The organism is Lysobacter sp. Root604 (assembly GCF_001427505.1).
Taxonomy (GTDB): domain Bacteria; phylum Pseudomonadota; class Gammaproteobacteria; order Xanthomonadales; family Xanthomonadaceae; genus Lysobacter.
Window position 1 is genome coordinate 186,442 of record NZ_LMGS01000012.1, and the last position, 22,147, is coordinate 208,588.

Annotated in this window: 17 protein-coding genes and 1 riboswitch; of the genes, 2 read left to right on the forward strand and 15 right to left on the reverse strand. The window is 69.1% G+C overall.

Annotated features, from left to right (window positions below):
* Positions 1-18: 18 nt before the first annotated feature.
* The 9 genes from cobU to btuB all read right to left on the reverse strand — a co-directional run bounded on the left by cobU (position 19) and on the right by btuB (position 9,123).
* The gene (cobU, locus tag ASD69_RS19420; protein ID WP_056182425.1) at positions 19-540 is read right to left on the reverse strand and encodes a bifunctional adenosylcobinamide kinase/adenosylcobinamide-phosphate guanylyltransferase; all 522 of its coding nucleotides are present in this window, start codon (positions 538-540) and stop codon (positions 19-21) included.
* A complete protein-coding gene (locus ASD69_RS19425; RefSeq protein WP_056182427.1) occupies positions 528-2,018 on the reverse strand; it encodes a cobyric acid synthase in 1,491 nt (496 codons plus the stop codon). Before ASD69_RS19425 ends, cobU begins: the two co-directional genes overlap by 13 nt.
* A complete protein-coding gene (gene cobD / locus ASD69_RS19430; RefSeq protein WP_056182429.1) occupies positions 2,015-3,013 on the reverse strand; it encodes a threonine-phosphate decarboxylase CobD in 999 nt (332 codons plus the stop codon). Before cobD ends, ASD69_RS19425 begins: the two co-directional genes overlap by 4 nt.
* Positions 3,014-3,048: 35 nt before the next feature.
* Positions 3,049-3,960: an adenosylcobinamide-phosphate synthase CbiB gene (cbiB, locus tag ASD69_RS19435; RefSeq protein ID WP_056182600.1), complete on the reverse strand. Its 912-nt coding sequence runs from the start codon at positions 3,958-3,960 to the stop codon at positions 3,049-3,051.
* 23 nt (positions 3,961-3,983) lie between these two features.
* Positions 3,984-5,303 carry a cobyrinate a,c-diamide synthase gene (locus ASD69_RS19440; RefSeq protein ID WP_056182431.1) on the reverse strand — a complete coding sequence of 440 codons (1,320 nt, stop codon included), beginning with the start codon at positions 5,301-5,303 and terminating at the stop codon, positions 3,984-3,986.
* A gap of 127 nt (positions 5,304-5,430) precedes the next feature.
* Entirely contained in the window at positions 5,431-6,048 is a 618-nt protein-coding gene (gene cobO, locus ASD69_RS19445) for a cob(I)yrinic acid a,c-diamide adenosyltransferase (protein ID WP_056182434.1), read from the reverse strand.
* Positions 6,045-6,650 (reverse strand): hypothetical protein, encoded by a 606-nt coding sequence (locus ASD69_RS19450; RefSeq protein WP_056182603.1) that lies wholly within the window; start codon positions 6,648-6,650, stop codon positions 6,045-6,047. Before ASD69_RS19450 ends, cobO begins: the two co-directional genes overlap by 4 nt.
* A 15-nt stretch (positions 6,651-6,665) precedes the next feature.
* A complete protein-coding gene (locus ASD69_RS19455; protein WP_056182437.1) occupies positions 6,666-7,256 on the reverse strand; it encodes a hypothetical protein in 591 nt (196 codons plus the stop codon).
* 49 nt (positions 7,257-7,305) lie between these two features.
* Positions 7,306-9,123: a TonB-dependent vitamin B12 receptor gene (btuB, locus tag ASD69_RS19460; protein WP_056182606.1), complete on the reverse strand. Its 1,818-nt coding sequence runs from the start codon at positions 9,121-9,123 to the stop codon at positions 7,306-7,308.
* Positions 9,124-9,274: 151 nt separating this feature from the next.
* Positions 9,275-9,506, reverse strand: a riboswitch (cobalamin riboswitch).
* A 250-nt stretch (positions 9,507-9,756) separates the two neighbouring features.
* On the opposite strand from btuB, the gene ASD69_RS19465 reads away from it, so the two are divergent.
* A complete protein-coding gene (locus ASD69_RS19465; RefSeq protein WP_056182440.1) occupies positions 9,757-12,156 on the forward strand; it encodes a TonB-dependent receptor in 2,400 nt (799 codons plus the stop codon).
* A gap of 219 nt (positions 12,157-12,375) precedes the next feature.
* Positions 12,376-14,421 (forward strand): amidohydrolase family protein, encoded by a 2,046-nt coding sequence (locus tag ASD69_RS19470; RefSeq protein WP_056182443.1) that lies wholly within the window; start codon positions 12,376-12,378, stop codon positions 14,419-14,421.
* A gap of 232 nt (positions 14,422-14,653) precedes the next feature.
* On the opposite strand, the gene clpB is transcribed toward ASD69_RS19470, so the two are convergent.
* The 6 genes from clpB to ASD69_RS19500 all read right to left on the reverse strand — a co-directional run bounded on the left by clpB (position 14,654) and on the right by ASD69_RS19500 (position 22,088).
* Positions 14,654-17,239, reverse strand: coding sequence for an ATP-dependent chaperone ClpB (gene clpB / locus ASD69_RS19475; protein ID WP_056182446.1), 2,586 nt, complete (start codon positions 17,237-17,239; stop codon positions 14,654-14,656).
* 783 nt (positions 17,240-18,022) lie between these two features.
* Positions 18,023-18,553, reverse strand: a complete 531-nt coding sequence (gene gloA, locus ASD69_RS19480; protein WP_056182448.1) for a lactoylglutathione lyase — start codon at positions 18,551-18,553, stop codon at positions 18,023-18,025.
* 55 nt (positions 18,554-18,608) lie between these two features.
* The gene (locus ASD69_RS19485; protein ID WP_056182451.1) at positions 18,609-20,201 is read right to left on the reverse strand and encodes a hypothetical protein; all 1,593 of its coding nucleotides are present in this window, start codon (positions 20,199-20,201) and stop codon (positions 18,609-18,611) included.
* A 74-nt stretch (positions 20,202-20,275) separates the two neighbouring features.
* On the reverse strand, positions 20,276-20,722 hold the full coding sequence (locus ASD69_RS19490) for a DUF3574 domain-containing protein (RefSeq protein WP_056182455.1): 447 nt from the start codon (positions 20,720-20,722) through the stop codon (positions 20,276-20,278).
* A gap of 393 nt (positions 20,723-21,115) precedes the next feature.
* Positions 21,116-21,565 carry a thiol-disulfide oxidoreductase DCC family protein gene (locus ASD69_RS19495; RefSeq protein WP_056182458.1) on the reverse strand — a complete coding sequence of 150 codons (450 nt, stop codon included), beginning with the start codon at positions 21,563-21,565 and terminating at the stop codon, positions 21,116-21,118.
* Complete coding sequence (locus tag ASD69_RS19500) at positions 21,555-22,088, reverse strand: DUF4166 domain-containing protein (RefSeq protein ID WP_082576651.1); 534 nt, start codon at positions 22,086-22,088, stop codon at positions 21,555-21,557. Before ASD69_RS19500 ends, ASD69_RS19495 begins: the two co-directional genes overlap by 11 nt.
* Positions 22,089-22,147 lie beyond the last annotated feature (59 nt).

A 22,147-nucleotide genomic window follows, 5' to 3' on the forward strand; every position in this document is an offset into this window, starting at 1 on the left:
ACGGGGTCACGACATCGTTCAAGGCAGATCTCCTTTGAGCGCCAGCGGCAGGCCCGCGGCGACGAACAGCACGCGCTCGCAGCGCGTGCCCAGGTGTTGATGCAGGCGCCCGGCCTCATCGACGAAGCGACGCGTAAGTTCGCCCAACGGCACCACGCCCAGGCCGACTTCGTTGCTGACCAGGACGATTTCGCCCGGCAGCGTGGGCAGGTTGTGCAATAGCGCGTCGCGCTCGCGTTCGTAGCGATCCGCCGTCTGCGCTTCGTCGAGCAGATTGCTGAGCCACAGCGTCAGGCAATCGACCAGCACGCAACGCCCCTCGCGGGCGTACTCGCGCAAGGCCTCGGCCAGCGCCAGCGGTTCTTCGACGGTGCGCCAATGCGCGGGGCGGCGTTCGCGATGATGGGCGACGCGCGCAGCCATCTCGCCGTCGCGCGCTTGCGCGGTGGCGATATAGACCACGTCCGCCTCGCGCGCGGCCAGACGTTCGGCCAGGGCGCTCTTGCCCGAGCGCGCGCCGCCGAGGATCAGGGTGCGCATGGCGCGGCTCCGGTCGTGGCCTGCAGGCCGAGCAGCGCGGCCAAGCGGGCGGTATCCAGGTGGGTTTCGACCGCGTCGGCGAGTCTGTCGATGCCGGCCTCGCGCAAGGCGTGCATGTCCAGAGTTTCGACCTCGTTCAATCCAGCCCAGCGCAGCAAGGCGGTCAAGGCGGCGGGTTCGTCGAACAGCCCGTGCAGATAAGTCGCGAACACCTGGCCGTCTTCGGAGCGGGCGCCGTCGCTGCGGCCATCGTCCAAGCGCACGCTGGCGCGCACCAGCGCTGGCCCTTGGCTGATCCCGCAATGGATCTCGTAGCCGCGCACCGGCGCGTCGTCCAACGCGAGCCGGCCGGCGACGTTGCGCAGCTGCTTTTCGGGCTCCAGCGTGGTGTCCAGATCCAGCCAGCCCAGGCCGGCGCTGGAGCCGGGCGCGCCCTCGATGCCGAGCGGATCGTGCACCGCGCGCCCCAGCATCTGCAGGCCGCCGCAGATGCCGATCAGATTGCCGCCGTAACGCAGATGGCGCGCAATCGCGTGATCCCAGCCGTTCGCGCGCAGCCAGGCCAGATCGGCGCGCGTGGACTTGGAACCCGGCAGCACGATCAGATCGCAGGCCGGCGGCGCTTCGCCGGGACCGACGTAATGCAGCTCGACCTGTGGATGCGCGCGCAGCGGATCGAAGTCGGTGTGGTTGCTGATCCGCGGCAATGCCGGCACCGCCACCCGCAACGTCGCCCGCGCCTTGCGTTCGCGCTCGCGCGGCAGCGCATCTTCGGCGTCCAGGTGCAGGCCCTGCAGATAGGGCAGCACGCCCAATACCGGCTTGCCGGTTTCGCGCTCCAACCAGTCCAGCCCGGGCTGCAACAAGGCGATATCGCCGCGGAAGCGGTTGATCACGAAGCCGGCCACGCGCGCGCGTTCGCTCTCGGACAGCAGAGCCAGGGTGCCGACCAGATGAGCGAATACGCCGCCGCGATCGATGTCGGCGATCAGCAGCACCGGGCAGTCGACCGCCTCGGCATAGCCCATGTTGGCGACGTCGCCCGCGCGCAGGTTGATCTCGGCTGGGCTGCCCGCGCCCTCCACGATCACCGCGTCGTAGCCGGCGACCAGGCGCGCGTGCGAAGCCAGCACCGCCTGCATCGCGACGCGCTTGTAGTCGTGGTAGCCGCGCGCGTCCATGTTGGCGACCGCGCGCCCGTGCAGGATCACCTGTGCGCCGGTGTCGCTGTTGGGCTTGAGCAACACCGGATTGAAATCGGTATGCGGCGCTAGCCCGGCGGCCTGCGCCTGCACCGCCTGGGCGCGGCCGATCTCGCCGCCGTCGGCGGTGACCGCCGAATTCAGGGCCATGTTCTGCGGTTTGAACGGCGCCACGCGCACACCGCGACGTTGCAGCCAGCGGCAAAGCGCGGTGACCAGCGCGCTCTTGCCGGCGTCGGAGGTGCAGCCCTGCACCATGAGCACGCGCGCGCTCATGCGGCGCTCCTCGCGGCGGCGATCTCGGCCAGGGCCGCGTCCAGGCGCGCGTAGGCCGCGTCGTCGCCGGGCAGGCCGAAGCGCAAGCTGGCCGGCGTCTCGAACAAGCGGGTGAGGATGCCGCGCCGCGCCAGCGCCTCGTGCAGTTCGACGGCGTCCTCGCAACGTCGCCACTGGAAGTAGGCGCAGCCGGCGTCGGGCGCGAAACCGCGCGCGCGCAGCACGGCGCCCAACCGCTCGCCCTGCGCCAGCAGACGACCGCGCATGCGCGCCTGCCAGTCGCGGTCGGCCAGCGCCAGCTGCACCGCATGCCGGCTGGGACCGCTCAGCGTCCACGGGCCCAAACGTTCGCGCAGCGCGGCCAGCAGCGGCGGCGCAGCGCAGACGAAGCCCGCGCGCGCGCCGGCCAGGCCGAAGAACTTGCCGACCGAGCGCAGCACGATCAGCCCGCTGCGCGCGCTATCGGCGCACAGGCTGCGTTCCGGCGTGGCGTCGATGAAGGCTTCGTCGATCAGCAGCCAGCCGCCGCGCGCGGCCAGTCGCGCGTGCAGGTCCAGCAGGGTCGCGCGCTCGTAGCGCTCGCCGCCGGGATTGTTGGGATGGATCAGGACCACGACGTCGTAGCGCTCGCTCTGCGCGAGCAAACGCTCCGACTCGCACAGCTCGACCGTATGCCCGGCCTGGCGCCAGGCATGCGCGTGCTCGGCGTAGCCGGGTGCGAGCACGCCGACCCGCGCCTGCGCGCGCAAGCGCGGCAAGGCCTGGATCGCGGCCTGCGAACCGGCCACGGCCAGCACCTCCGGCGCGCCGTAGTAGTCGCGCGCGGCCGCGTCCAGGCCGTCCTCGTCCTCGGGCAGGCGATGCCAGGCGCGTGCGGGGATCGCCGGCACCGGCCAGGCCTCGGGATTGATCCCGGTGGACAGCTCCAGCCAGTCCGCGGGCGCGATGCCGTAGCGCTGCGCGGCGCGCAGTAGACGACCGCCGTGCTCAAGCATGGATGAAGACTCCAGATGGCGATGCGGGTACGCGATCAGTAGTTGAAGACATAAGTCGCCACCGCCGCGATCACAGTGAGTACGCACAGCCACAACAGCGCGCCGCGCCGTACCAGCGACTGCGCGCGCACGATCGCCGCGGCGTCGGGCGCGTCGCCCTCGCCCAGCAGCGGGCGCGATTCCCAGACGCCGTGATACGGCGCCGCGCCGCCCAGGCGCACGCGCAGCGCGCCCGCGCCGGCCGCCATCACCGGGCCGGCATTGGGGCTGTCCCAGGCCGGGGCCTGGCTGCGCCAGCAGCGCAGCGCGGCGCCGGCGTTGCCGAGCGCGGCGTAGGTCAGCGCGGTCAGGCGCGCGGGCAGATAGTTGAGCGCGTCGTCGCTGCGCGCGGCGGCCCAGCCATAGCGTTCGTAACGCGCGGTGCGGTAGCCCCACATCGCGTCCAGGGTATTGGCGAGCCGGTACAGCACCGCGCCGGCCGGGCCCAGCAACGCGAACCAGAACAGCGCGCCGAACACCGCGTCGTTGCCGTTTTCCAGCACCGACTCGGTCGCCGCCGCGGCCACGCGTTCGGCATCCAGCGCCTGGGTATCGCGGCTGACGATGCGTCCGACCGCGGCGCGCGCGGCCTCCAGGTCCTGCGCACGCAGCGCGCGCGCCACCGGCGCGGCGTGTTCGTCCAGGCTGCGCAGCCCCACGCACAGGTACAGCACGCCCGCCGAGTAGAGTGCCGCCAGCCACGGCGAGACCCGCAGCGTCGCCCATTGCAACGCCGCGGCGCACAGGGTCAGCGGCAACACCGCCAGCAACCAGGCCATGACGCCGCGCGCGCGGCTGTCGCGATACAGCGTGCGTTCGATCGCCTGAACCAGGCGCCCGTAGCCGACCAGCGGATGCGCGCGCCGCGGTTCGCCCAGCACGCGATCCAGCAGCAGCGCGGCCCACATCGCGGCGACGGCGAGCAAGGCGCTCACGGCTGCAACAGGCGCAGCGCCGCCGTCGGATTCGACGGGAAGTAGAAATGCACGAAGCTCGCGCTCATGCGGCGGTCGCGGTACACCGCCTCGCGGCTGGGCCCGCCATTGGGATTGACCGCTTGCGCGATCGGCTCGGCGGCGATCTCGGCGCGCGCGTAGTGGAAGGTATGACCGCGCAGCTCGCCTTCCGGCAGGTTCACCGACTGCATGCCCAGGCCGGCCAGGCGCGGCTGCAGGACGGCGCTGCCCGCGAGCAGGCCGGCCATGGCCTGGCGCTCGCCGTCCTTATCGGTCAGCGCATCGAGCAGGTACAGCAACCCGCCGCATTCGGCCAGCAGGGGTTTGCCGGCATCGCGGTGCGCGTGCAAATCGCGTCGCAAGGCCTGGTTGCCCGACAGCGCCGCCAGATGCAGTTCCGGATAACCGCCGGGCAACCAGACCGCATCGCAGTCCGGCAGGCTGTCGCCGGCCAGTGGCGAAAAGTACTTCAGCTCGGCCCCGGCCGCGCGCAGCAGATCCAGGTTGGCCGGATACAGGAAACAGAACGCCGCGTCGCGCGCGATCGCGATGCGCCAGCCCGACGGCAGCGTCGGCACGGCGGCGGGTTCGGCCGGCGCGAACGCGACCGGCGGCGGCAGCGCGGCCTCGGCGTGCGTGGCCCAAGCATCGGCCAGCGCGTCCAGGCGCGCATCCAGATCGCCGAGCTCGCCCGCGGACACCAGGCCCAGATGACGCTCGGGCAGGGCCAGCGCAGGATCGCGCGGCAAGGCGCCCAGCCAATGCAGCGGCGCCGGCAGGCTCTCGCGCAGCAACTGCGCATGGTAGGCGCTGCCGATGCGGTTCGCTGCCACGCCGTGCACTTGCAGGCCGTCGCGGTAGCGCGCCAACCCCAAGGCCAGCGCGCCGAAGGTCTGCGCCATCGCCGAGCCGTCGATCACCGTCAGCACCGGCAGGCCCAGCGCCAGCGCGAGATCGGCGCTGGACGGCTTGCCGTCGAACAGGCCCATCACGCCTTCGACCAGGATCAGATCGGCCTCGCCCGCGGCCTCGTACAGCCGCGCACGCACCTCGTCCTCGCCGCACATCCACAGGTCCAGCTGATAGGCCGGCGCGCCGCTGGCGCGCTCGTGCACCATCGGATCGAGAAAATCCGGCCCGGTCTTGAACACCCGCACCCGTCGGCCTTGGCGCGTGTGCCAGCGCGCGAGCGCGGCGGTGACGCTGGTCTTGCCCTGGCCCGACGCGGGCGCGGACACCAATAGCGCCGCGCAGCGGCGCGGGGATTCGAGATTGGGGATTCGGGATTCGCTCATAGCGCTCGCACCGCATTCCGAATTCGCGGACCTAAGCTACGCCCATCGAGCTTTGCCCCGTCGGCAGCCATGCCACGCATAGCCTGCGCTTTTGCGAATCCCCAATCCCCGATCCCGACTCCCGGCTTCACAGCTCGATGCCCTTCTGGGCCTTAATGCCGGCCTGGAACGCGTGCTTGACCACGCGCATCTCGGTCACCGTGTCGGCGACCTCGATCAGGCGGTCGGGCGCGCCGCGGCCGGTGATGACCACGTGCTGCAAGGGCGGGCGCGCGGCGACCGCGGCCAGCACGGCGTCGAGTTCGACATAGCGATGCGCGAGCGCGATGTTGAGCTCGTCCAACAGCACGAAGTCGCAGGATTCGTCGGCCAGCATCTGTGCGGCCTTGGCCCAGGCCGCCTGCGCGGCCGCGATGTCGCGGGCCTTGTCCTGGGTTTCCCAGGTGAAGCCCTCGCCCATCACGTGGTAGGCGAGCTGGTCGCCCTCGAAGCGGCGGAAGAAGGCTTCCTCGCCGGTCGAGAAGCTGCCCTTGATGAACTGCACCACGCCGCAGCGGAAGCCGTGGCCCAGCGAGCGCGCGAGCATGCCGAAGCCGGACGAGCTCTTGCCCTTGCCGTTGCCGGTGTTGACCACCAGCACGCCGCGCTCGATGGTGGCGCGGGCGATCTTGCGATCGACCAGCTCCTTCTTGCGCTGCATGCGTTCGCGGTGGCGTTCTTCCTGGGTCGGGACGGTGTCGCTCATGCGCGGGCTCCTTGCTGGGCGGTGCGTAGGGCGCCGGCGCCGCGTACGATCGCCAGCAGTGCGAACGCGGTGCCGACGTAGCCGGCCAGGGTGCCGAGGCTACGCGGATAGTACTGGCCGATGCGCGCGGCGAAGCCGGCCAGCGTGGGATCCGAGTAGCGGCCGGAGAAGAAGTAGAAGCCGCCGCCCGAGAACACGTAAGTCGCCAACGCGGCGACCGCCAGCACCAGCGCCAGGCGCGGCAGCGTGGTCCAGCGATCGCGGTGGATGCGCGCGTAGAAATGCCCGGCCAGCCACAGCGTGGCGTAGGCCGGCGCCAGCGCCCAGTACGCCGGCGACAGGCACCAGTCGCCGATCGTGCCCGAGGCCAGGCTGACGATGTCCAGCAGCGAGGCCAGCACGAACAGCAGCGGCAGCATCCACATCGGCCGCAACAGCGCGCCGGCGAGGAAGAAGATCGCCCACGACGCGCTGGGCAGGCGGTCGATGGTGGCGAAGTGCTGGCCGCGGGTGGCGATCATCAGCGTCGCCAGAGCGACGCCGACCAGGATCTGCGCGCGCGGCGAGCTCAGCGGCAGGGAATGCGTGGGGCTTGCGGTCATGGTGGTCATCCTCGATCAGGCCTGGGCGTCGCGCGGCGCGACCCGCACCGGCAGAACGCGCGCGATCAGCGCATAGGCGACCAGGGCCACCGCGATGTAGCTCAGGGTGGTGCGCACGAACAGCGGCCCCCACTGCCACACGCGCGCCAGGTATTGGCTCAGGTTCGGGTCCTCGTAGCGCCCGCCCAGCCAGTAGAACGCGCCGTTGGAGATCAGGAACGAGACCGTGGCCGCGACCAGGCCGACCGCGAGCGCGCCGAGCAGCGCGCGCGGGGTCGCCTGCAGCCGCTGCGCATAGGCGCGGCCGCTGTACCACAGCGCCGCGTACGCCAGCAGCAGGAAGGCGTACGACGGCGTGACGCAGTAGTGCTGGAAGAAGCTCTTGCCCTGGGCCTGGATCGCGATCCAGTCGATCGCCACCGCCAGCACCAGGAAAGCGACGAAACCCAGGTGCTTGCGCAGCCAGAGGCCGCCGAGGAAGAACACCGCCATCGACGCATCGGGCAGGTGCAGCGCGTCGCCGAAGTGGTGGAAGCGGGTGGCGACCATGACCGCGGCGAGTGCGGTGAACAGACTGTAGTGGACGGATCGGCTGAGAGCGTTCATCGGCGGCCTCGGTGGCGTGGACGGGACGGTGGTGGCGAAAGCGCGGCGATCAGTTCGCCGCGCGGTAGCGCAAGGTCAACAGGTAGTTGCGGCCGGGCTGGTTGTAGTAGGCCGCGGTCTCGTAGCGCTGGTTGAACACGTTGTTGGCCGCCAGCTGCAGGCTCCAGGAATCGTCGAAACGGAAGCCCAGGCGCAGGTCGGTGGTGGCGTAGCCGTCCAGACGGCGCGTGTTGGCCAGATCGTCGAAACGTTCGCCGGCGACGTAGACGCTGCCGCCCAGGCTGAAGCGGCCGTAGCGACGGTCGGCATCGAAGCGTGCGCTTTCGCGCGCGCGGCGCGGCAGGATCTTGTCGCGGCTGGCGCCGCGGCTGTCGTTGCGCGGATCCAGCCAGGTCGCGCTGGCGCGCAGGTCCCAACCGGCCAGGACGGTATCGACCGTGGCCTCCACGCCCTGGATGCGCGCGCGATCGATGTTGCCGGGCAGACCGATCGAAGCATCGAACGCGATCAATTCATCGACTCGGGTCTCGTAGGCGTTGAGCGACCAGCCGCCCCAGGCGTGTTCGCCGCGCAGGCCGAGTTCGAAGCTGCGCGACTCCTCCGGCTTGAGATCGGCGTTGCCGAAGCCGGGAAAGTACAGCTCGTTGAAGGTCGGCGCCTTGAACGCGGTGCCGTAGCTCGCGGTCAGGCGCAGCTGTTCGCTGAGGTTCCAGCCCCACAGCGCGCTGCCGGTGGTCTGGCCGCCGAACTGGCTGTCGTCGTCGCGGCGCAGGCTGGCCTGCAGCGCGTGCGCGCCAGATTCGCGCTGGTACTGGCCGAACAGGCCGCGGTTGATGCGGTGGTCGTGGGCGTAGACGGTGCTGCTTTCCACCTCGTCGCGCTGCCAGTCGTAGCCCAGGGTGAGCAGGCCGCCGCCGAGGCCGAAGTCACCCTGCAGCGAGCCCAGCTTGCGGCGCGTATTGAAGGTGCTGGAGTAGACGCCGTTGCGGTAGGTGTCGCTGAGGTCGCTGCTGCGGCCCAGGTTGAGGGTCAGCGTGGCCTGTTCGCTGGGCGCGTAGCGCAGGCGTCCGCCGGCGACCTGCTGCACGGTGTCGGCCTGGTTGTTGGTGCTGCCGTCGTATTCGTTACGGCCTTCGGCGCGGAACAGGCGCGCTTCGGCGTCCCAGGCGTCGTTGAAGCGGTAGCCGCCCTGCGCGGTCAGCGACAGGTTGCGGTAGCCGTCGCGGTCGGGCGAGTGGGTGAAGCAGCCGGCGCCGCCCGGCGAGGGCTTGCCGCGACAGGCGTTGATGCCGTCGGTGTCCTCGCTGGCGGCGTTGATCGAGTACCAGCCGTTGTCGCTCTTTCCGCCCACGCCCAGGGTGCCGCGACGCGTCTGCCAGCTGCCGATCGAGGCGCTGGCGTGCGGCGCGAACGCGCCTTGCGGGCGGCGGGTGAAGATCTGGATCACGCCGCCCAGGGCCTCGGAGCCGTACAAGCTGGAGAACGGGCCGCGCACGATCTCGATGCGCTCGATCTGTTCGACCGGAATGTCCTGCAGCGAGGCGCCGCCGCTGGTGGCCGAGCCGATCTTGATGCCGTCCACCAGCACCAGCACATGGTCGGACTCGGTGCCGCGCAGGAACAGCGAGGTCGACTTGCCGGGGCCGCCGTTGTTGGCCATCGACAGGCCGGGCGTGCCGCGCAGCAGGTCGGGCAAGTTGGCCGGCTGCAGGCGTTCGATGTCGTCGCGGTCGATCACGGTGACCGAGGCCAGGGTCGCGTCCTGGGTCTGCGCGGTGCGGCTGGCGGTCACCACGACCTGGTCGAGGTCGGTGGCGGCGTCGGCGGCCCAAACCGGGACCACGACGGACAGCAGCGCCGTCGCCAGCGCGGTGCGGCGAAGCGCGTAAGGGTGGAAATTCAAAGCATGGCTCCTGATCCGCGCCTACCCGCGCGGAAACGATGGGTCGGAGACACGCGGAGGGAACGACGAGGCGGCGACGCGCGGACGCAAGGCAGCCCCATGACAGCGCCCACCGCGTGTCGGGTCAGCCTCAGGCCGGTCTCCGGGCTTGCAAGCGAGGGCCTCCAGCCCTCCGATCCGCGCCTTCCCATGCATGCGCACAGTGGCTTCGTTGCGGATCGTTCGTCTTACTTACCGTTGCGGGGGCAGCTCCGGAATTGCCGTCGCTCCGTTCGGAGGACTGGCGCACCGGATTCCCGTTTCAATCGCCGGCGGGGCCGGCGATCACCTCAAGCCCGCGCATGGTAGCAGCCCCGGATCGGTCCGCCCCCATGAGCAAACGGCATGAGCCGGGCCCCGGGCCTGTGGCGATAACCGCCCGCAGCCGGGCTAAGTCGGCCTGATGTGCCACCTGGCATAGCTGATGCGCATCCGATGTCTAAAACCATGACGTACGGCTATCTACCTATACGAAAGTGGGTTTGACCCAGTTGTTATAACCGTGTTAAACCAAAATGACATCGTTACCAATCCCCCCGCCGCAAGGAGCCGCGCACCATGTCCGTAGCCGTCCGCGCCGTACGCCGTCCGCTCGTCCTCGCCCCCTTGTCGCTGGCCCTGATCGCCGCGCTCGCCTCCCCGGCCTATGCCCAGGACGCGGCCGCCCCGGGCGAGCCGGCCTCCGAGGCCCATACCCTGGACCAGGTGATCGTCACCGGCACCCGGGTCAGCGATCGCACCGTCGCCGAGTCCAGCGCGCCGATCGACATCATCACTCCGGAGGCGCTGGAAGCCACCGGCACGGTCGAACTCGCGACCGCGCTGGCGCGCGCCCTGCCCTCGCTGAACTTCCCGCGCCCGGCCATCACCGACGGCACCGACGCCGTGCGCCCCGCGCAGCTGCGCGGCCTGGCGCCGGACCAGGTGCTGGTGCTGGTCAACGGCAAGCGCCGGCACACCACCGCGCTGATCAACCTCAACGGCAGCCAGGGTCGCGGTTCCTCGCCGGTCGACCTCAACGCGATCCCGATCGCCTCGATCGAACGCGTGGAAGTGCTGCGCGACGGCGCCTCGGCGCAGTACGGCTCCGACGCGATCGCCGGGGTGGTCAACATCGTGCTCAAGGGCAGCGACCACGGCGGCAGCATCGCCGCGCGCTACGGGCAATACAGCGCCGGCGACGGCGAGCAGTACCAGCTGTCCGGCGACGCCGGCTTCAAGCTCGGCGAAAACGGCAAGCTGCACCTGGCCGCGCAGGGCGGCCACCAGGACCAGACCAACCGCGCGCGCCCGTTCCAAGGCGTGGTCGAACAGCGCTACGGCGATCCCGAGATCGATAGCGGCGCGGTGTCCTACAACGGCGAATACAGTCCGGTCGACTACCTGACCTTCTATTCCTTCGGCAGCTACAGCAAGCGCGACGTGCTCTCCAACGGCTACTTCCGCTTCGCCGCCGACCCGCGCAACATCCCCTCGATCTACCCGAACGGCTTCCTGCCGCAGATCCACAACGTCAGCAAGGACCGCTCGACGGTGGTCGGCCTGCGCTCGGAAACCGCCGGCGGCACCCAGATCGATTTCAGCTACAACTACGGCCACAACGAACTCAGCTTCGACATCGAGCACACCCTCAACCGCAGCCTGGGCCCGACCTCGCCGACGCAGTTCTATGCGGGCGCGCTCGAAGTCACGCAGCACGTGTTGAACCTGGACTTCGCGCGCCCGGTGGATTTCGGCTGGCAGTATCCGGTGACCTTCGCCTGGGGCGCGGAGTGGCGCGGCGAGGAATTCTCGCAGCGCGCCGGCGAACCGCTGTCCTACGCCAACGGCGGCGTGCCCGCGTCCAACGGCCAGATCATCCCGGGCGCGCAGGTGTTCTCCGGCTTCCGCGCCAGCGACGCCGGCGATTTCGACCGCCACAGCTATTCGCTCTATGCCGACGTCGAAGCCGACCTGACCGACAAGTTCTCCGCCGGCATCGCCGCGCGCTTCGAGAGCTACAGCGATTTCGGCGACACCACTTCCGGCAAGCTGTCGGCGCGTTACGCCTTCACCGACAAGGTCGCGTTGCGCGCCACCGCCTCCACCGGCTTCCGCGCGCCCTCGCTGCAGCAGCAGTTCTTCCAGTCGATCGCGACCAACTTCATCAGCGGCGTGCCCTACGAGATCGGCACCTTCCGCGTCGACAATCCGGCCGCGATCGCGCTGGGCTCGGAATCGCTGAAGGCCGAGGAGTCCACCAACTACAGCCTGGGCCTGGTGCTGCAGCCCAGCGACAGCCTGTACATCACCATCGACGCGTACCACATCAAGGTCGACGACCGCATCCTGCTGTCGGAAAACCTGACCAGCACCGCGGTGCGCAACTACCTGCAAGCCAACGGCTACCCGGGCATCGGCGGCGGCCGCTACTTCACCAACGCCGTCGACACCAAGACCCAGGGCGTGGACATCATCGCGACCCAGAACTGGGACCTGGCCTCGGGCAAGTTCGGCCTCACTCTGGGCTACAACTACTCCAAGACCGAGATCGAGAAGATCGCGCCCAACCCGGCGCGCCTGGCCGCGATCGATCCGGCGGCGGTGCGCATCGGCCGCACCGAGATCGGCCGCATCACCAAGGGCGCGCCCAAGGACAAGTTCTTCCTGGCCGGCGACTGGGATACCGGCAACTGGAGCTTCAACGCCACCGCCACCCGTTACGGCGAGTTCACCGAGCTGCACGCGACCAATCCGCTGCTGGACCAGACCTTCAGCGCGAAGTGGACGCTGGACCTGGCCGCCACCTACCACCTCGATCAGTGGGACTTCACTGTCGGCGGCGACAACGTGCTCGACGAGTACCCGGACGAGTCCAAGCTGGTGCTGGGCACGCGCAACTACCTGCCCTACAACACCGCCTCGCCGTTCGGTTTCAACGGCGCCTTCGTCTACGTGAAGGCCGGTTACAAGTGGTGATCTGAACGGCGCGGTTGGAACGCCCGTATGCGACGACGGCCCGGACTCCCGGGCCGTCGTCTTTTTCGACCGGCGAATGCCGCCCCCGTGCGCCCAAACGATGGCGGCGGCGCATTCGCGGGGCCCGGGATCGGCTATAAGGAGTCACCCCGCCGCGCCGGCCTTGCGGATTCCCGAAGCCGCGCGCGGTTCCGACGTCTCCGCCCAAGGAGGGCCGCCATGCGCTTAGCCGGATCGCTGCTGCTGTCGTTCGCGTTGCCCGCCGTACTCGCGTTCTCGATCTCCGACGCCCTCGCCGCCCGCCGCGAACAAGTGGTGCTGATGCAGGGCAACGTCGCCGGCAAGCAGGTCGTGGAAACCGCGGCCGACGGCAGCGTGAAGGTCGAATACCACTTCACCGACCGCGGCCGCGGCGACCGCAGCAAGACGCGTTGGAAGCTCAATGCCGACGGCACCCTGGCCGACTACGCGGGCAGCGGCAACGACTATCTGCTCAATCCCTTCGAGGAGCGCTATCAGGTCCGCGACGGCCGCGCGAGCTGGAAAAATCCCAGCGAGAGCGGCGAGCGCACGCTGTCCGCGCCGGCCTTCTTCCTGCCGCTGCAGGCGGCGCCGGAAATCTCCGGCGCGCTCGCGCGCGCGCTGCTGCAGGCGCCTGAGCGCAAGCTCGCGATCCTGCCCGGCGGCGAGGCGCGTCTGCAGACCTTGGGCGAATACGAAGTCGCCGGCAAGAACGGCCCGGTGTCGCTGACCCTGCAGCGCATCGTCGGCCTGGACTTCACCCCACGCTCGGTATGGTTGCGCGGCGACGGCGAAACCGCCGCGCTGATCGTCGCCTCGGGCTGGTTCGTGATCATCGACGCCGATCTGCAAGGCGCGCTGCCGAAGCTGCTGGAGCTGCAGGAGCAGGCCGACGCGAAGTGGGCCGCCGAGATGACCCAGCGGCTCACCCATGTGCCCAAGGGGCCGCTGCTGATCCGCAACGCACGCGTGTTCGATCCGCGCGACCTGGCCGCCACCCCCGGCACCAGCGTGTTGATCGAAGGCGAGCGCATCGTCCGGGTCGCCCCCGACGCCCAGCTCAAGGCGCCAGAGAACGCCGAGGTCCTCGACGCGCGCGGCCGCTTCCTGATGCCGGGCCTGTGGGACGTGCACAAGCACTATGCGTCCATCGAGGACGGCGCCCTCGACATCGCCGCCGGCGTGACCAGCGCGCGCGACGTCGCCAACAACTTCGACACCTTCCCCGAGCGCGTGAAGCGCTTCGATGCCGGCAGCGAAATCGGCCCGCGCGTGCTGATGGCCGGCTTCATCGACGGCCCCGGCCCCTACGCCGGACCGACCAAGATGCTGGTCGACACGCCCGAGGAAGCGCTCAAGGCCGTGGACTTCTATGCCGACCGCGGCTACGTGCAGATCAAGACCTATTCCTCGTTGAAGCCGGAACTGTTCCCGATCATCGCCGACCGCGCGCACGCGCGCGGCCTGCGCGTGAGCGGGCACGTGCCGGCCTTCATGTCGGCGCGCCAGTTCATCGAAGCCGGCGCCGACGAGCTGCAGCATCTGTTGTTCGTGGAACTGAACTTCATGTACCCGCGCGTGCAGGACACCCGCACCAAGGCGCGCCTGACCGAAGTCGGCGAGCACGCCTACGAGTTCCCGCCGGACAAGCCGGAGGTGCGCGAGTTCATCGACTTCCTCAAGCGCCACCACACCGTCATCGACGCGACCATGGCGCTGGAAGAGGACCTGTACAGCGGCGATCCCGACGCCAAGACCCCGCCCGGACTGCGCGGCGTGGCCGAGCGTTTCCCGCCGCAGGCCCAGCGCGGCCTGAGCTGGGGCGCGCTGAAGCCGCCGCACGGCAAGGAGGAGGCCTACAAGCAAGCGCTGCCGAGCATGATGCGTCTGCTCAAGGCCTTGCACGATGCCGGCGTGACCATCCTGCCGGGCACCGACGCCCTGGCCGGCTACATGCTGCACGCCGAGCTGGAGGTGTACTCGCGCGCCGGCATCGCCAACGCCGAAGTGTTGCGGCTGGCGACGCTGACGCCGGCACAGGTGCTGGGCGTGGACAAGGACCGCGGCGTGATCGCGGCGGGCAAGCTCGCCGACCTGGTGCTGATCGACGGCGATCCGCTCGCCGACATGCGCGATATCCGCAAAGTCGACGCCGTGTTCAAGGGCGGCAAGCGCTACGACCCGGGCGAGATCGAGCAGGCGTTGGGGATTGTGCCGAGGAAGAAGCCCGCGGTCGCGGAGTAAGGTCGCGACCGTAGCTCGATCGCGGCTTGCGCCGCTCCCACAGGAAGCGGCGCTCCCGCGACATCGATGGTCTCGCTGTGTGGGAGTGGCGAGCGATGGCTCGCTCTGCGTGGGAGCGGCAAGCGATCGCGCGCTGTGTGTGGGAGCGGCGTAAGCCGCGATCGAATCCCACAAACGACGTAGATCATTGAGCGCGAAACGGCCCGCCACTGCGGGCCGTTTCGCTCAGCCCTCAACCCTTGCGAAACACCAGGTGCCCCGCCTCGGCCTCGACCTGGATGACATCGCCGCTGACGAACTCGCCGCTGAGGATCTTCTGCGCCAGCGGATTTTCCAACTGCTGCTGCACCGCGCGCTTGAGCGGACGCGCGCCGTAGACCGGATCGAAACCGACGTTGCCGATCAACGCCAGCGCCGCGTCCGACAACGCCAGCTTCAGGCCGCGCTCGCCCAGACGCTTCTCCAGGCCAACCATCTGGATCTTGGCGATCTCGCGAATCTGGCTCTTGTCCAGCGGATGGAACACGACGATGTCGTCCAGGCGGTTGATGAACTCCGGACGGAAGTGCGCCTGCACCACGCCCATCACCGCCGCCTTCATCTGGGTGTAGCTCTCGGCGCTGTCGTCGGCCGACAGCTCCTGGATCATCTGCGAGCCCAGGTTGCTGGTCATCACGATCACGGTGTTGCGGAAATCGACCGTGCGGCCCTGGCCATCGGTGAGGCGGCCGTCGTCCAGCACCTGCAACAGGATGTTGAACACGTCCGGATGCGCCTTCTCGACCTCATCGAGCAGGATCACGCTGTAGGGACGGCGGCGCACGGCCTCGGTCAGATAGCCGCCCTCTTCGTAACCGACATAGCCCGGAGGCGCGCCGACCAGGCGACTGACCGCGTGCTTCTCCATGAACTCGCTCATGTCGATGCGCACCATGGCGCCGCTGGAGTCGAACAGGAATTCGGCCAAGGCCTTGCACAGCTCGGTCTTGCCCACGCCGGTCGGGCCCAGGAACAGGAAGGAGCCGCTGGGGCGGTCGGGATCGGACAGGCCCGCGCGCGAACGCCGCACGGCGTCGGAGACCACGCGGATCGCCTCGTCCTGGCCGACCACGCGCTGGTGCAGAGCCTGCTCCATCTTCAGCAGCTTCTCGCGCTCGCCTTCCAGCATCTTCGACACCGGGATGCCGGTCCAGCGCGCGACCACCTCGGCGATCTCCTCGGCGGTGACCTTGTCCTGCAGCAGCTTGAAGCCCTGGGTTTCGGCTTCCTGCGCGGCCTTGAGCTGCTTTTCCAACTCCGGCAACTTGCCGTACTGGATCTCGCTCATGCGGCCGAAATCCTGGGTGCGCTGCGCGGCTTCCAGTTCGAGCTTGGCCTGCTCGATCTGCTCCTTGATCTTGGTCGCGCCCTGCAGGGTCGCCTTCTCGGCCTTCCAGACTTCCTCGAGGTCGTTGAAGTCGCGCTCCAGGGTGGCGATCTCGGCTTCGAGGTCGGCCAGGCGCTGCTTGGATTCGGCGTCCTTCTCCTTCTTCAGCGCCTCGCGCTGGATCTTGAGCTGGATCAGGCGGCGTTCCTTGCGGTCCAGTTCCTCGGGCTTGGAGTCGATTTCCATGCGGATGCGCGAGGCGGCCTCGTCCATCAGGTCGATGGCCTTGTCGGGCAACTGGCGGTCGGCGATGTAACGGTGCGACAGGGTCGCCGCGGCGACGATCGCCGGGTCGGTGATCTCCACGCCGTGATGCACCGCGTAGCGCTCCTTGAGGCCGCGCAGGATCGCGATGGTGTCCTCGACCGTGGGCTCGCCGACGAACACCTTCTGAAAGCGCCGCTCCAGCGCGGCGTCCTTCTCGACGTACTTGCGGTACTCGTCCAGGGTGGTCGCGCCGATGCAATGCAGCTCGCCGCGCGCGAGCGCGGGCTTGAGCATGTTGCCGGCGTCCATCGAGCCTTCGGCCTTGCCTGCGCCGACCATGGTGTGCAACTCGTCGATGAACAGGATCACCTGGCCTTCGTTCTTGGACAGGTCGTTGAGCACCGCCTTCAGGCGCTCCTCGAACTCGCCGCGGAATTTGGCGCCGGCGATCAGCGCGCCCATGTCCAGCGACAGCACGCGCTTGCCGCGCAGGCCTTCGGGCACTTCGTTGTTGACGATGCGCTGGGCCAGGCCCTCGACGATCGCGGTCTTGCCCACACCGGGCTCGCCGATCAGCACCGGATTGTTCTTGGTGCGGCGCTGCAGCACCTGGATGGTGCGGCGGATTTCCTCGTCGCGGCCGACCACCGGATCGAGCTTGCCCGATTCGGCGCGCGCGGTCAGGTCGATGCAGTACTTCTCCAGCGCCTGGCGCTGCTCTTCCGCGCTTTCCGATTGCACGCTCTCGCCTCCGCGCAGTTTGTCGATCGCCGGTTCCAGCTTGGCCTTGTTGGCGCCCGCGGCCTTGAGCGCGCGACCGACTTCGCCGCCGTCGTCCAGCGCGGCCAGCAGGAACAGCTCGCTGGCGATGAAAGCGTCGCCGCGCTGCTGGGCCAGCTTGTCGGTGACGTTGAGCAGGCGCGCCAGGTCGTTGCCCAGCGAGACGTTGCCGGCCTGGCCGCTGACCTTGGGCAGTTTTTCCAGCGCTTCGCCGAGACGCTCGCGCAGCAGGGGCACGTTGACCCCGGCCTGCGCCAGCAGCGGGCGCGTGCTGCCGCCGCTCTGCTCCAGCAGCGCGGTCAACAGGTGCACGGGTTCGATCACGCTGTGGTCGCGACCGACCGCCAGCGATTGCGCGTCGGCCAGCGCCTGCTGGAAACGCGAAGTGAGCTTGTCCATCCGCATGGAGGTTTCTCCGAAAGGTGTGGCGGCCCGGCGCGAGTGTCGCGCGACGGCCGCGAATGACCTGTTAATGCGGGCTGGATGGGGCGATTCAAGCGGCGCAGGGTCGCGGCTGGGGCGATGCTTCAGGCTGCGCTGCGGCACGGGCGCGATCGGTTGCCCTTACCCGGGCAGAAGCAAATCCCCCCTCTCCCCTCTTTTCAAAGGAGAGGAAGAGAGTCATCGCCCCCTTTGAAAAGGGGGCAAGCGCCTGGGATGGCTGGATGCCCCGTGATGGTGATGCGCGGGGGATTTGCTGTTGCGCGGGCAGGAGCAAATCCCCCCAAGCCCCCCCCTTTTTCAACGGGGGAAGAGAATCAGTCATCGCCCCCTTTGAAAAAGGGGGCAAGCGCCTGGGATGGCTGGATGCTCTGTGATGGTGATGCGCGGGGGATTTGCTGTTGCGCGGGCAGAAGCAAATCCCCCCTAGCCCCCCTTTTTCAAAGGGGGGAAGAGAATCAGTCATCGCCCCCTTTGAAAAAGGGGGCAGGCGCCTGGGATGGCTGGATGCTCTGTGATGGTGATGCGCGGGGGATTTGCTGTTGCGCGGGTAGAAGCAAATCCCCCTAGCCCCCCTTTTTCAAAGGGGGGGGAAGAGAGTCAGTCATCGCCCCCTTTGGAAAAGGGGGCGGGCGCCTGGGATGGCTGGATGCCCTGTGATGGTGAGGCGCGGGGGATTTGCTGTTGCGCGGGTAGGAGCAAATCCCCCCTAGCCCCCCTTTTTCAAAGGGGGGAATAGCATTGGAATCAGACCCGGCTGGTCGGCTGCAAGATCTCGACCCAGTATCCGTCCGGGTCCTTGATGAAGGCGATGTCCTTCATGCGGCCGTCGGTCAGGCGCTTCTGAAACTCCACGCCCAATTGCTCGAAGCGCGCGCAGGCGGCTGCAACGTCCGGCACCGAGACGCAGATGTGGCCGAAGCCGCGCGGCTCGCTGTTGCCGTGGTGGTAAGCGAACGCCGCATCGTGTTCGGTGCCGTGGTTGTGGGTGAGCTCGAGCACGCCGCGCTGGCTCAGCAACCATTCGCCGCGCGCGGGCTCCTCAGCCGGGATCTGCGCCGGGTCCGCCACCAGCACCAGGAAGTACAGGCTGAATTGCGCCTCGGCGAAATCGCGCTTGCGCACCAGGGTGAAACCGAGCACGCGGGTGTAGAAATCCAGCGACCGCGCCGGATCCTTGATCCGCAGCATGGTGTGGTTGAACACGAAGTCGCGGGTGGCGGCTTCGGGCCGGGCGGTCACGCCGGGCACGGCGTCTAGTTCGGTCTGCAGGGACATGGCGGGGCCGGAGTCGAAGGGGGAATCGAAGATATGAGGACGCGCGACGGCCGCCTCAAGCCGGCGCGTCGTCGCCGCGGCGCTGCAGCGACAGCAGGGCCATCAGCGCCGCCAGCGCCAGATAGGCGCCGATGAACTGCCAGGCGATGATGCGCGGCAGGCCCTCAAGCGCCCACGGCAGATAGATGCCGCCGCGCGGATCGACCGAGTGGATGATGCCGAACAGCGCCAACGCCGCGCCCGCCAGCAGGAAGGCCGATGCGCGCAGCAGGCGGCCGTCGACCATGGCCGCGACCGCCGAGGTCCAGATCATCGAGGTCATGATGAAGCCGTTGCCCAGGGTCACGATCACCGCCAGTTCCGGCAGGCCGTGGCCGTCCAGCGCGCTCATCAGCTGGGCGTGGTGTTCGGGTGCGATCCAGCCCGGATTGCCGGTCTTGATCGCCAGCATGTAGGCCACCGATGGCAGGAAACCGAACACCATCGCGGTGGCGTGCTTGCTGGGCGTGGCCTGGAAGGCCTGGGTGGTGATGTCCAGCGCGACGTAGACGATGATCGGCGCCAGCACCGCCAGCGGCAGCCACTGCACCAGGCCGGAGACGATGCCGAGCATGCCGCCCAGGCCCACGAACAGACCGGTCAGCAGGGTGTAGCCGCTGCGCGCGCCCATGTGCTTGTAGGCGGGCTGGCCGATGTAGGGCGTGGTCTGGGCGACGCCGCCGCAGAAGCCCGCGACCAGGGTCGAGAAGGCCTCGGCCAGCAGGATGTCGCGGGTGCGGTAGTCGTCGCCGGCCGCGCGCGCGCTTTCGCTGACGTTGATGCCGCCGACCACCATCAGCAGCCCGAACGGCAGCAGCAGCGGCAGATAGGGCACGGTCGCGGGCAGGCCTTCGATGAAGCCCAGGGTCGGCCACGGCAGCACCAGGCTCGGCGGCACCGCCTCCGGCCAATGGAAGCCCGGCGCGCCCAGACCGAGCGCACCCAGGCCGTAGTACAGCGCGGTGCCGAACACGAAGGCCACGAACACGCCCGGCAGGCGCACCGGCAATCGGCCCTTGGCGATCAGCACGTACAGCAGCAGGCCGAGGGTGACGAAGCCCACCAGCGGCGAACGCAGAGTTTCCACCAGCGGCAGGAAGCCCATCAGCACCAGCGCCACGCCGGCGATCGAGCCCAGCAGGCCCGCGCGCGGGATCAGGCGGGTGACCGCGTCGCCGGCGAACGAGAGCACCAACTTGAGCACGCCCATCACCACCAGCGCAGCCATGCCCAGCTGCCAGGTCGCGATCGCCGCGGCCTGCGGGTCCAGCCCGGATTGCTGGTAGGCGACGAAGGCCGGGCCCAGCACCAGCAGGGCCATGCCGATGCTGGTCGGCGCGTCCAGGCCCAGCGGCATCGCGGTGACGTCGTCGCGGCCGGTCTTGGCGGCCAGGCGGCGCGCCATCGCCGTGTAGATCAGGTTGCCGACCAGCACGCCGAAGGCGGTGCCCGGAAACATGCGCGTGTACACCACCTCGGCTGGGAAGCCGAATATGCCGATCAGGGCCGCGGCGATGAAACCCAGGATGGACAGGTTGTCCACGACCAGGCCGAAGAAGCCGTTGAAGTCGCCAGCGACGAACCAGCGGCGCGAAGGGGAAACGGTCATCGGCGGATCCTGGGCGAACGCGGGGACGACCTGGGATTGTGCGGGCTGGATGGGCCGCGCGAACAGCGTCTGGCTTAGAACGAAACGTCCGCCCGTTGGCGCGACCACAGCACCGACTGGTGCCCGCTCATGCGTTTCCAGGCCACCCGGATCGCCTCGATGTCGGCCACGCGCGCGGGCGTGTCCTCGTGCAGCACCACCAGCACCTTGGCGCGCTGGCGCTCGGGCGCGGCGGCGCCGCGGAACAGCCACTGGCCGTAACCCTCGAACACGGTCAGGCCGTCGGGAAAGCGCGGGGTGACTTCGCGGTCGAGGAAGGCGCGCCATTGCGTCTCGTCGATCCGGGTCTGGTCCTGGCCTTCGGTGCCGACGCTGAAGTAGAGCTCGCTGCGGATCCAGGCCTGCGCGGCGGCCGGGCGCGCGGCATCGCCGTGCAGGGCGGGATCGACGGTCGTCGGCGCGACGCTGGCGCAGGCGCTCAGGGCTAGGCACAGGGACAGCAGCAGGCCGTGACGTGGCATGGTCGGGCGCTCCGGGGCGGTCGCAGCATGGTTGCCGGGCCGGTGGGGCGGCGCAAGGGTGGAGGCGATGTTGGTGGGTGTCGTGTCGTGCTTGCAGCGAGGTGTCGCGCCTAGCGACGAACTTGCACGGTAAAAAGCAAATCCCCCTCAATCCCCCTTTTTCAAAGGGGGAGGACCGGCGACGGCGGCGCTGCTATTTCGGGCTTCGCCAGGAGGTTCCAAAGTGTGGAGGCACCGGGCTTTGCACCCTCCTTTGGAAAAGGGTGGAGCCGTGCGTTTACGAACTGCAGGTTCGTGCACCAATGAACGCCGGCAGGCTATGCCTGTCGGCCGGGCGGGTTGGGAGGATTTGCTTTTCGGGCGTTGGTCGGCCTGCGCTGCGCTGGCGAGGCTTCAATCGAGAAAACGCGCGCGCTGCTCCGGTGTCGGCAGCAAGCAGTGTTCGTAGCGGCCGAACAGGCGATAGCGGTTGCGCGCAATCAGGCGATAGAGCGGATCGCGCAGCGCGCGCGGCAGCCAGCGCAGGATCGCCGCGAGGCGCCAGACGCCGCCCAGACCGACCAGCACGCGCGCGATGGCGTCGGTGTCGGTCCAGGCCTGCCCGCCCTCGATCAACAGAAACGACATCGGATCGTCCGGATCCAGTCCGTGCGCGGACAGCAAGGCGCGGCCCTGCCCGCCCTGCATCGCCGCGAATCGGTAGCGCTGTTGGCGGTCGTGGCGCAGCAGGAAGCGCACCCAGCCGTTGCACAGCGCGCACACGCCGTCGAACACGATGATCGCGTCGTGGCGCGGGCCGCGATCCTGCGTCGTCGTCGCGCGCTCGTGGGTTTCAGTCGACATCCAGCCAGCCCCGGTAGTGCACCAACAAACCCGCCAGCGGCAAGGCCGCGCGCACGTCGAAGCGATAGCGCCCTTCGCGCTCGGACTCGCTCGCGCTCACGCCCTCGAACCAGCGCGCCGGCAGCGGCAAACCCAGCGCGTGCACGCGCGCGACGCGCCAGCGCACCGCGGCGTCCTCCACGTCCAGGGCGAAGCCGAAACGCACCAGGCCTAGGCGTTCGCACAGCAAGCCGTCCTGCGCCCACAGGCGCGAGGGCATGTCGTGGCCGGCGAAACGGCGCAGCCAGCGTTCGGATTCGGGGCTGGCGACGATCTCCACTTCGATCGCGTCGCGGGTGGCCGGCGGCAAGCGCGTCGCCCAGGCGCACAGACGCGATAGCCAGCCGGTGCCGCGCTCGGATTCGACTTGGCCGCGATAGCGGTGCAGGCCGGCGCGTTCGTGCAAGGCACGCACGCTCGGCGGTAAAGCGTCGTAGCGCGCGCCCAGCAGTTGCCGATACAGCGAAACCGCGGCGACACTCATCCGATCAGGCCCGGAGCCGAGCGCCCGTCGGGCCGATGCGCCCGTCGCATCCATCGGCA

Coding starts and splice junctions, on each gene's coding strand:
- cobU (WP_056182425.1), bottom strand. CDS start 540: ATGCGCACCCTGATCCTCGGCGGCGCGCGCTCGGGCAAGAGCGCCCTG.
- ASD69_RS19425 (WP_056182427.1), bottom strand. CDS start 2,018: ATGAGCGCGCGCGTGCTCATGGTGCAGGGCTGCACCTCCGACGCCGGC.
- cobD (WP_056182429.1), bottom strand. CDS start 3,013: ATGCTTGAGCACGGCGGTCGTCTACTGCGCGCCGCGCAGCGCTACGGC.
- cbiB (WP_056182600.1), bottom strand. CDS start 3,960: ATGTGGGCCGCGCTGCTGCTGGATCGCGTGCTGGGCGAACCGCGGCGC.
- ASD69_RS19440 (WP_056182431.1), bottom strand. CDS start 5,303: ATGAGCGAATCCCGAATCCCCAATCTCGAATCCCCGCGCCGCTGCGCG.
- cobO (WP_056182434.1), bottom strand. CDS start 6,048: ATGAGCGACACCGTCCCGACCCAGGAAGAACGCCACCGCGAACGCATG.
- ASD69_RS19450 (WP_056182603.1), bottom strand. CDS start 6,650: ATGACCGCAAGCCCCACGCATTCCCTGCCGCTGAGCTCGCCGCGCGCG.
- ASD69_RS19455 (WP_056182437.1), bottom strand. CDS start 7,256: ATGAACGCTCTCAGCCGATCCGTCCACTACAGTCTGTTCACCGCACTC.
- ASD69_RS19465 (WP_056182440.1), top strand. CDS start 9,757: ATGTCCGTAGCCGTCCGCGCCGTACGCCGTCCGCTCGTCCTCGCCCCC.
- ASD69_RS19470 (WP_056182443.1), top strand. CDS start 12,376: ATGCGCTTAGCCGGATCGCTGCTGCTGTCGTTCGCGTTGCCCGCCGTA.
- clpB (WP_056182446.1), bottom strand. CDS start 17,239: ATGCGGATGGACAAGCTCACTTCGCGTTTCCAGCAGGCGCTGGCCGAC.
- gloA (WP_056182448.1), bottom strand. CDS start 18,553: ATGTCCCTGCAGACCGAACTAGACGCCGTGCCCGGCGTGACCGCCCGG.
- ASD69_RS19485 (WP_056182451.1), bottom strand. CDS start 20,201: ATGACCGTTTCCCCTTCGCGCCGCTGGTTCGTCGCTGGCGACTTCAAC.
- ASD69_RS19490 (WP_056182455.1), bottom strand. CDS start 20,722: ATGCCACGTCACGGCCTGCTGCTGTCCCTGTGCCTAGCCCTGAGCGCC.
- ASD69_RS19495 (WP_056182458.1), bottom strand. CDS start 21,565: ATGTCGACTGAAACCCACGAGCGCGCGACGACGACGCAGGATCGCGGC.
- ASD69_RS19500 (WP_082576651.1), bottom strand. CDS start 22,088: ATGAGTGTCGCCGCGGTTTCGCTGTATCGGCAACTGCTGGGCGCGCGC.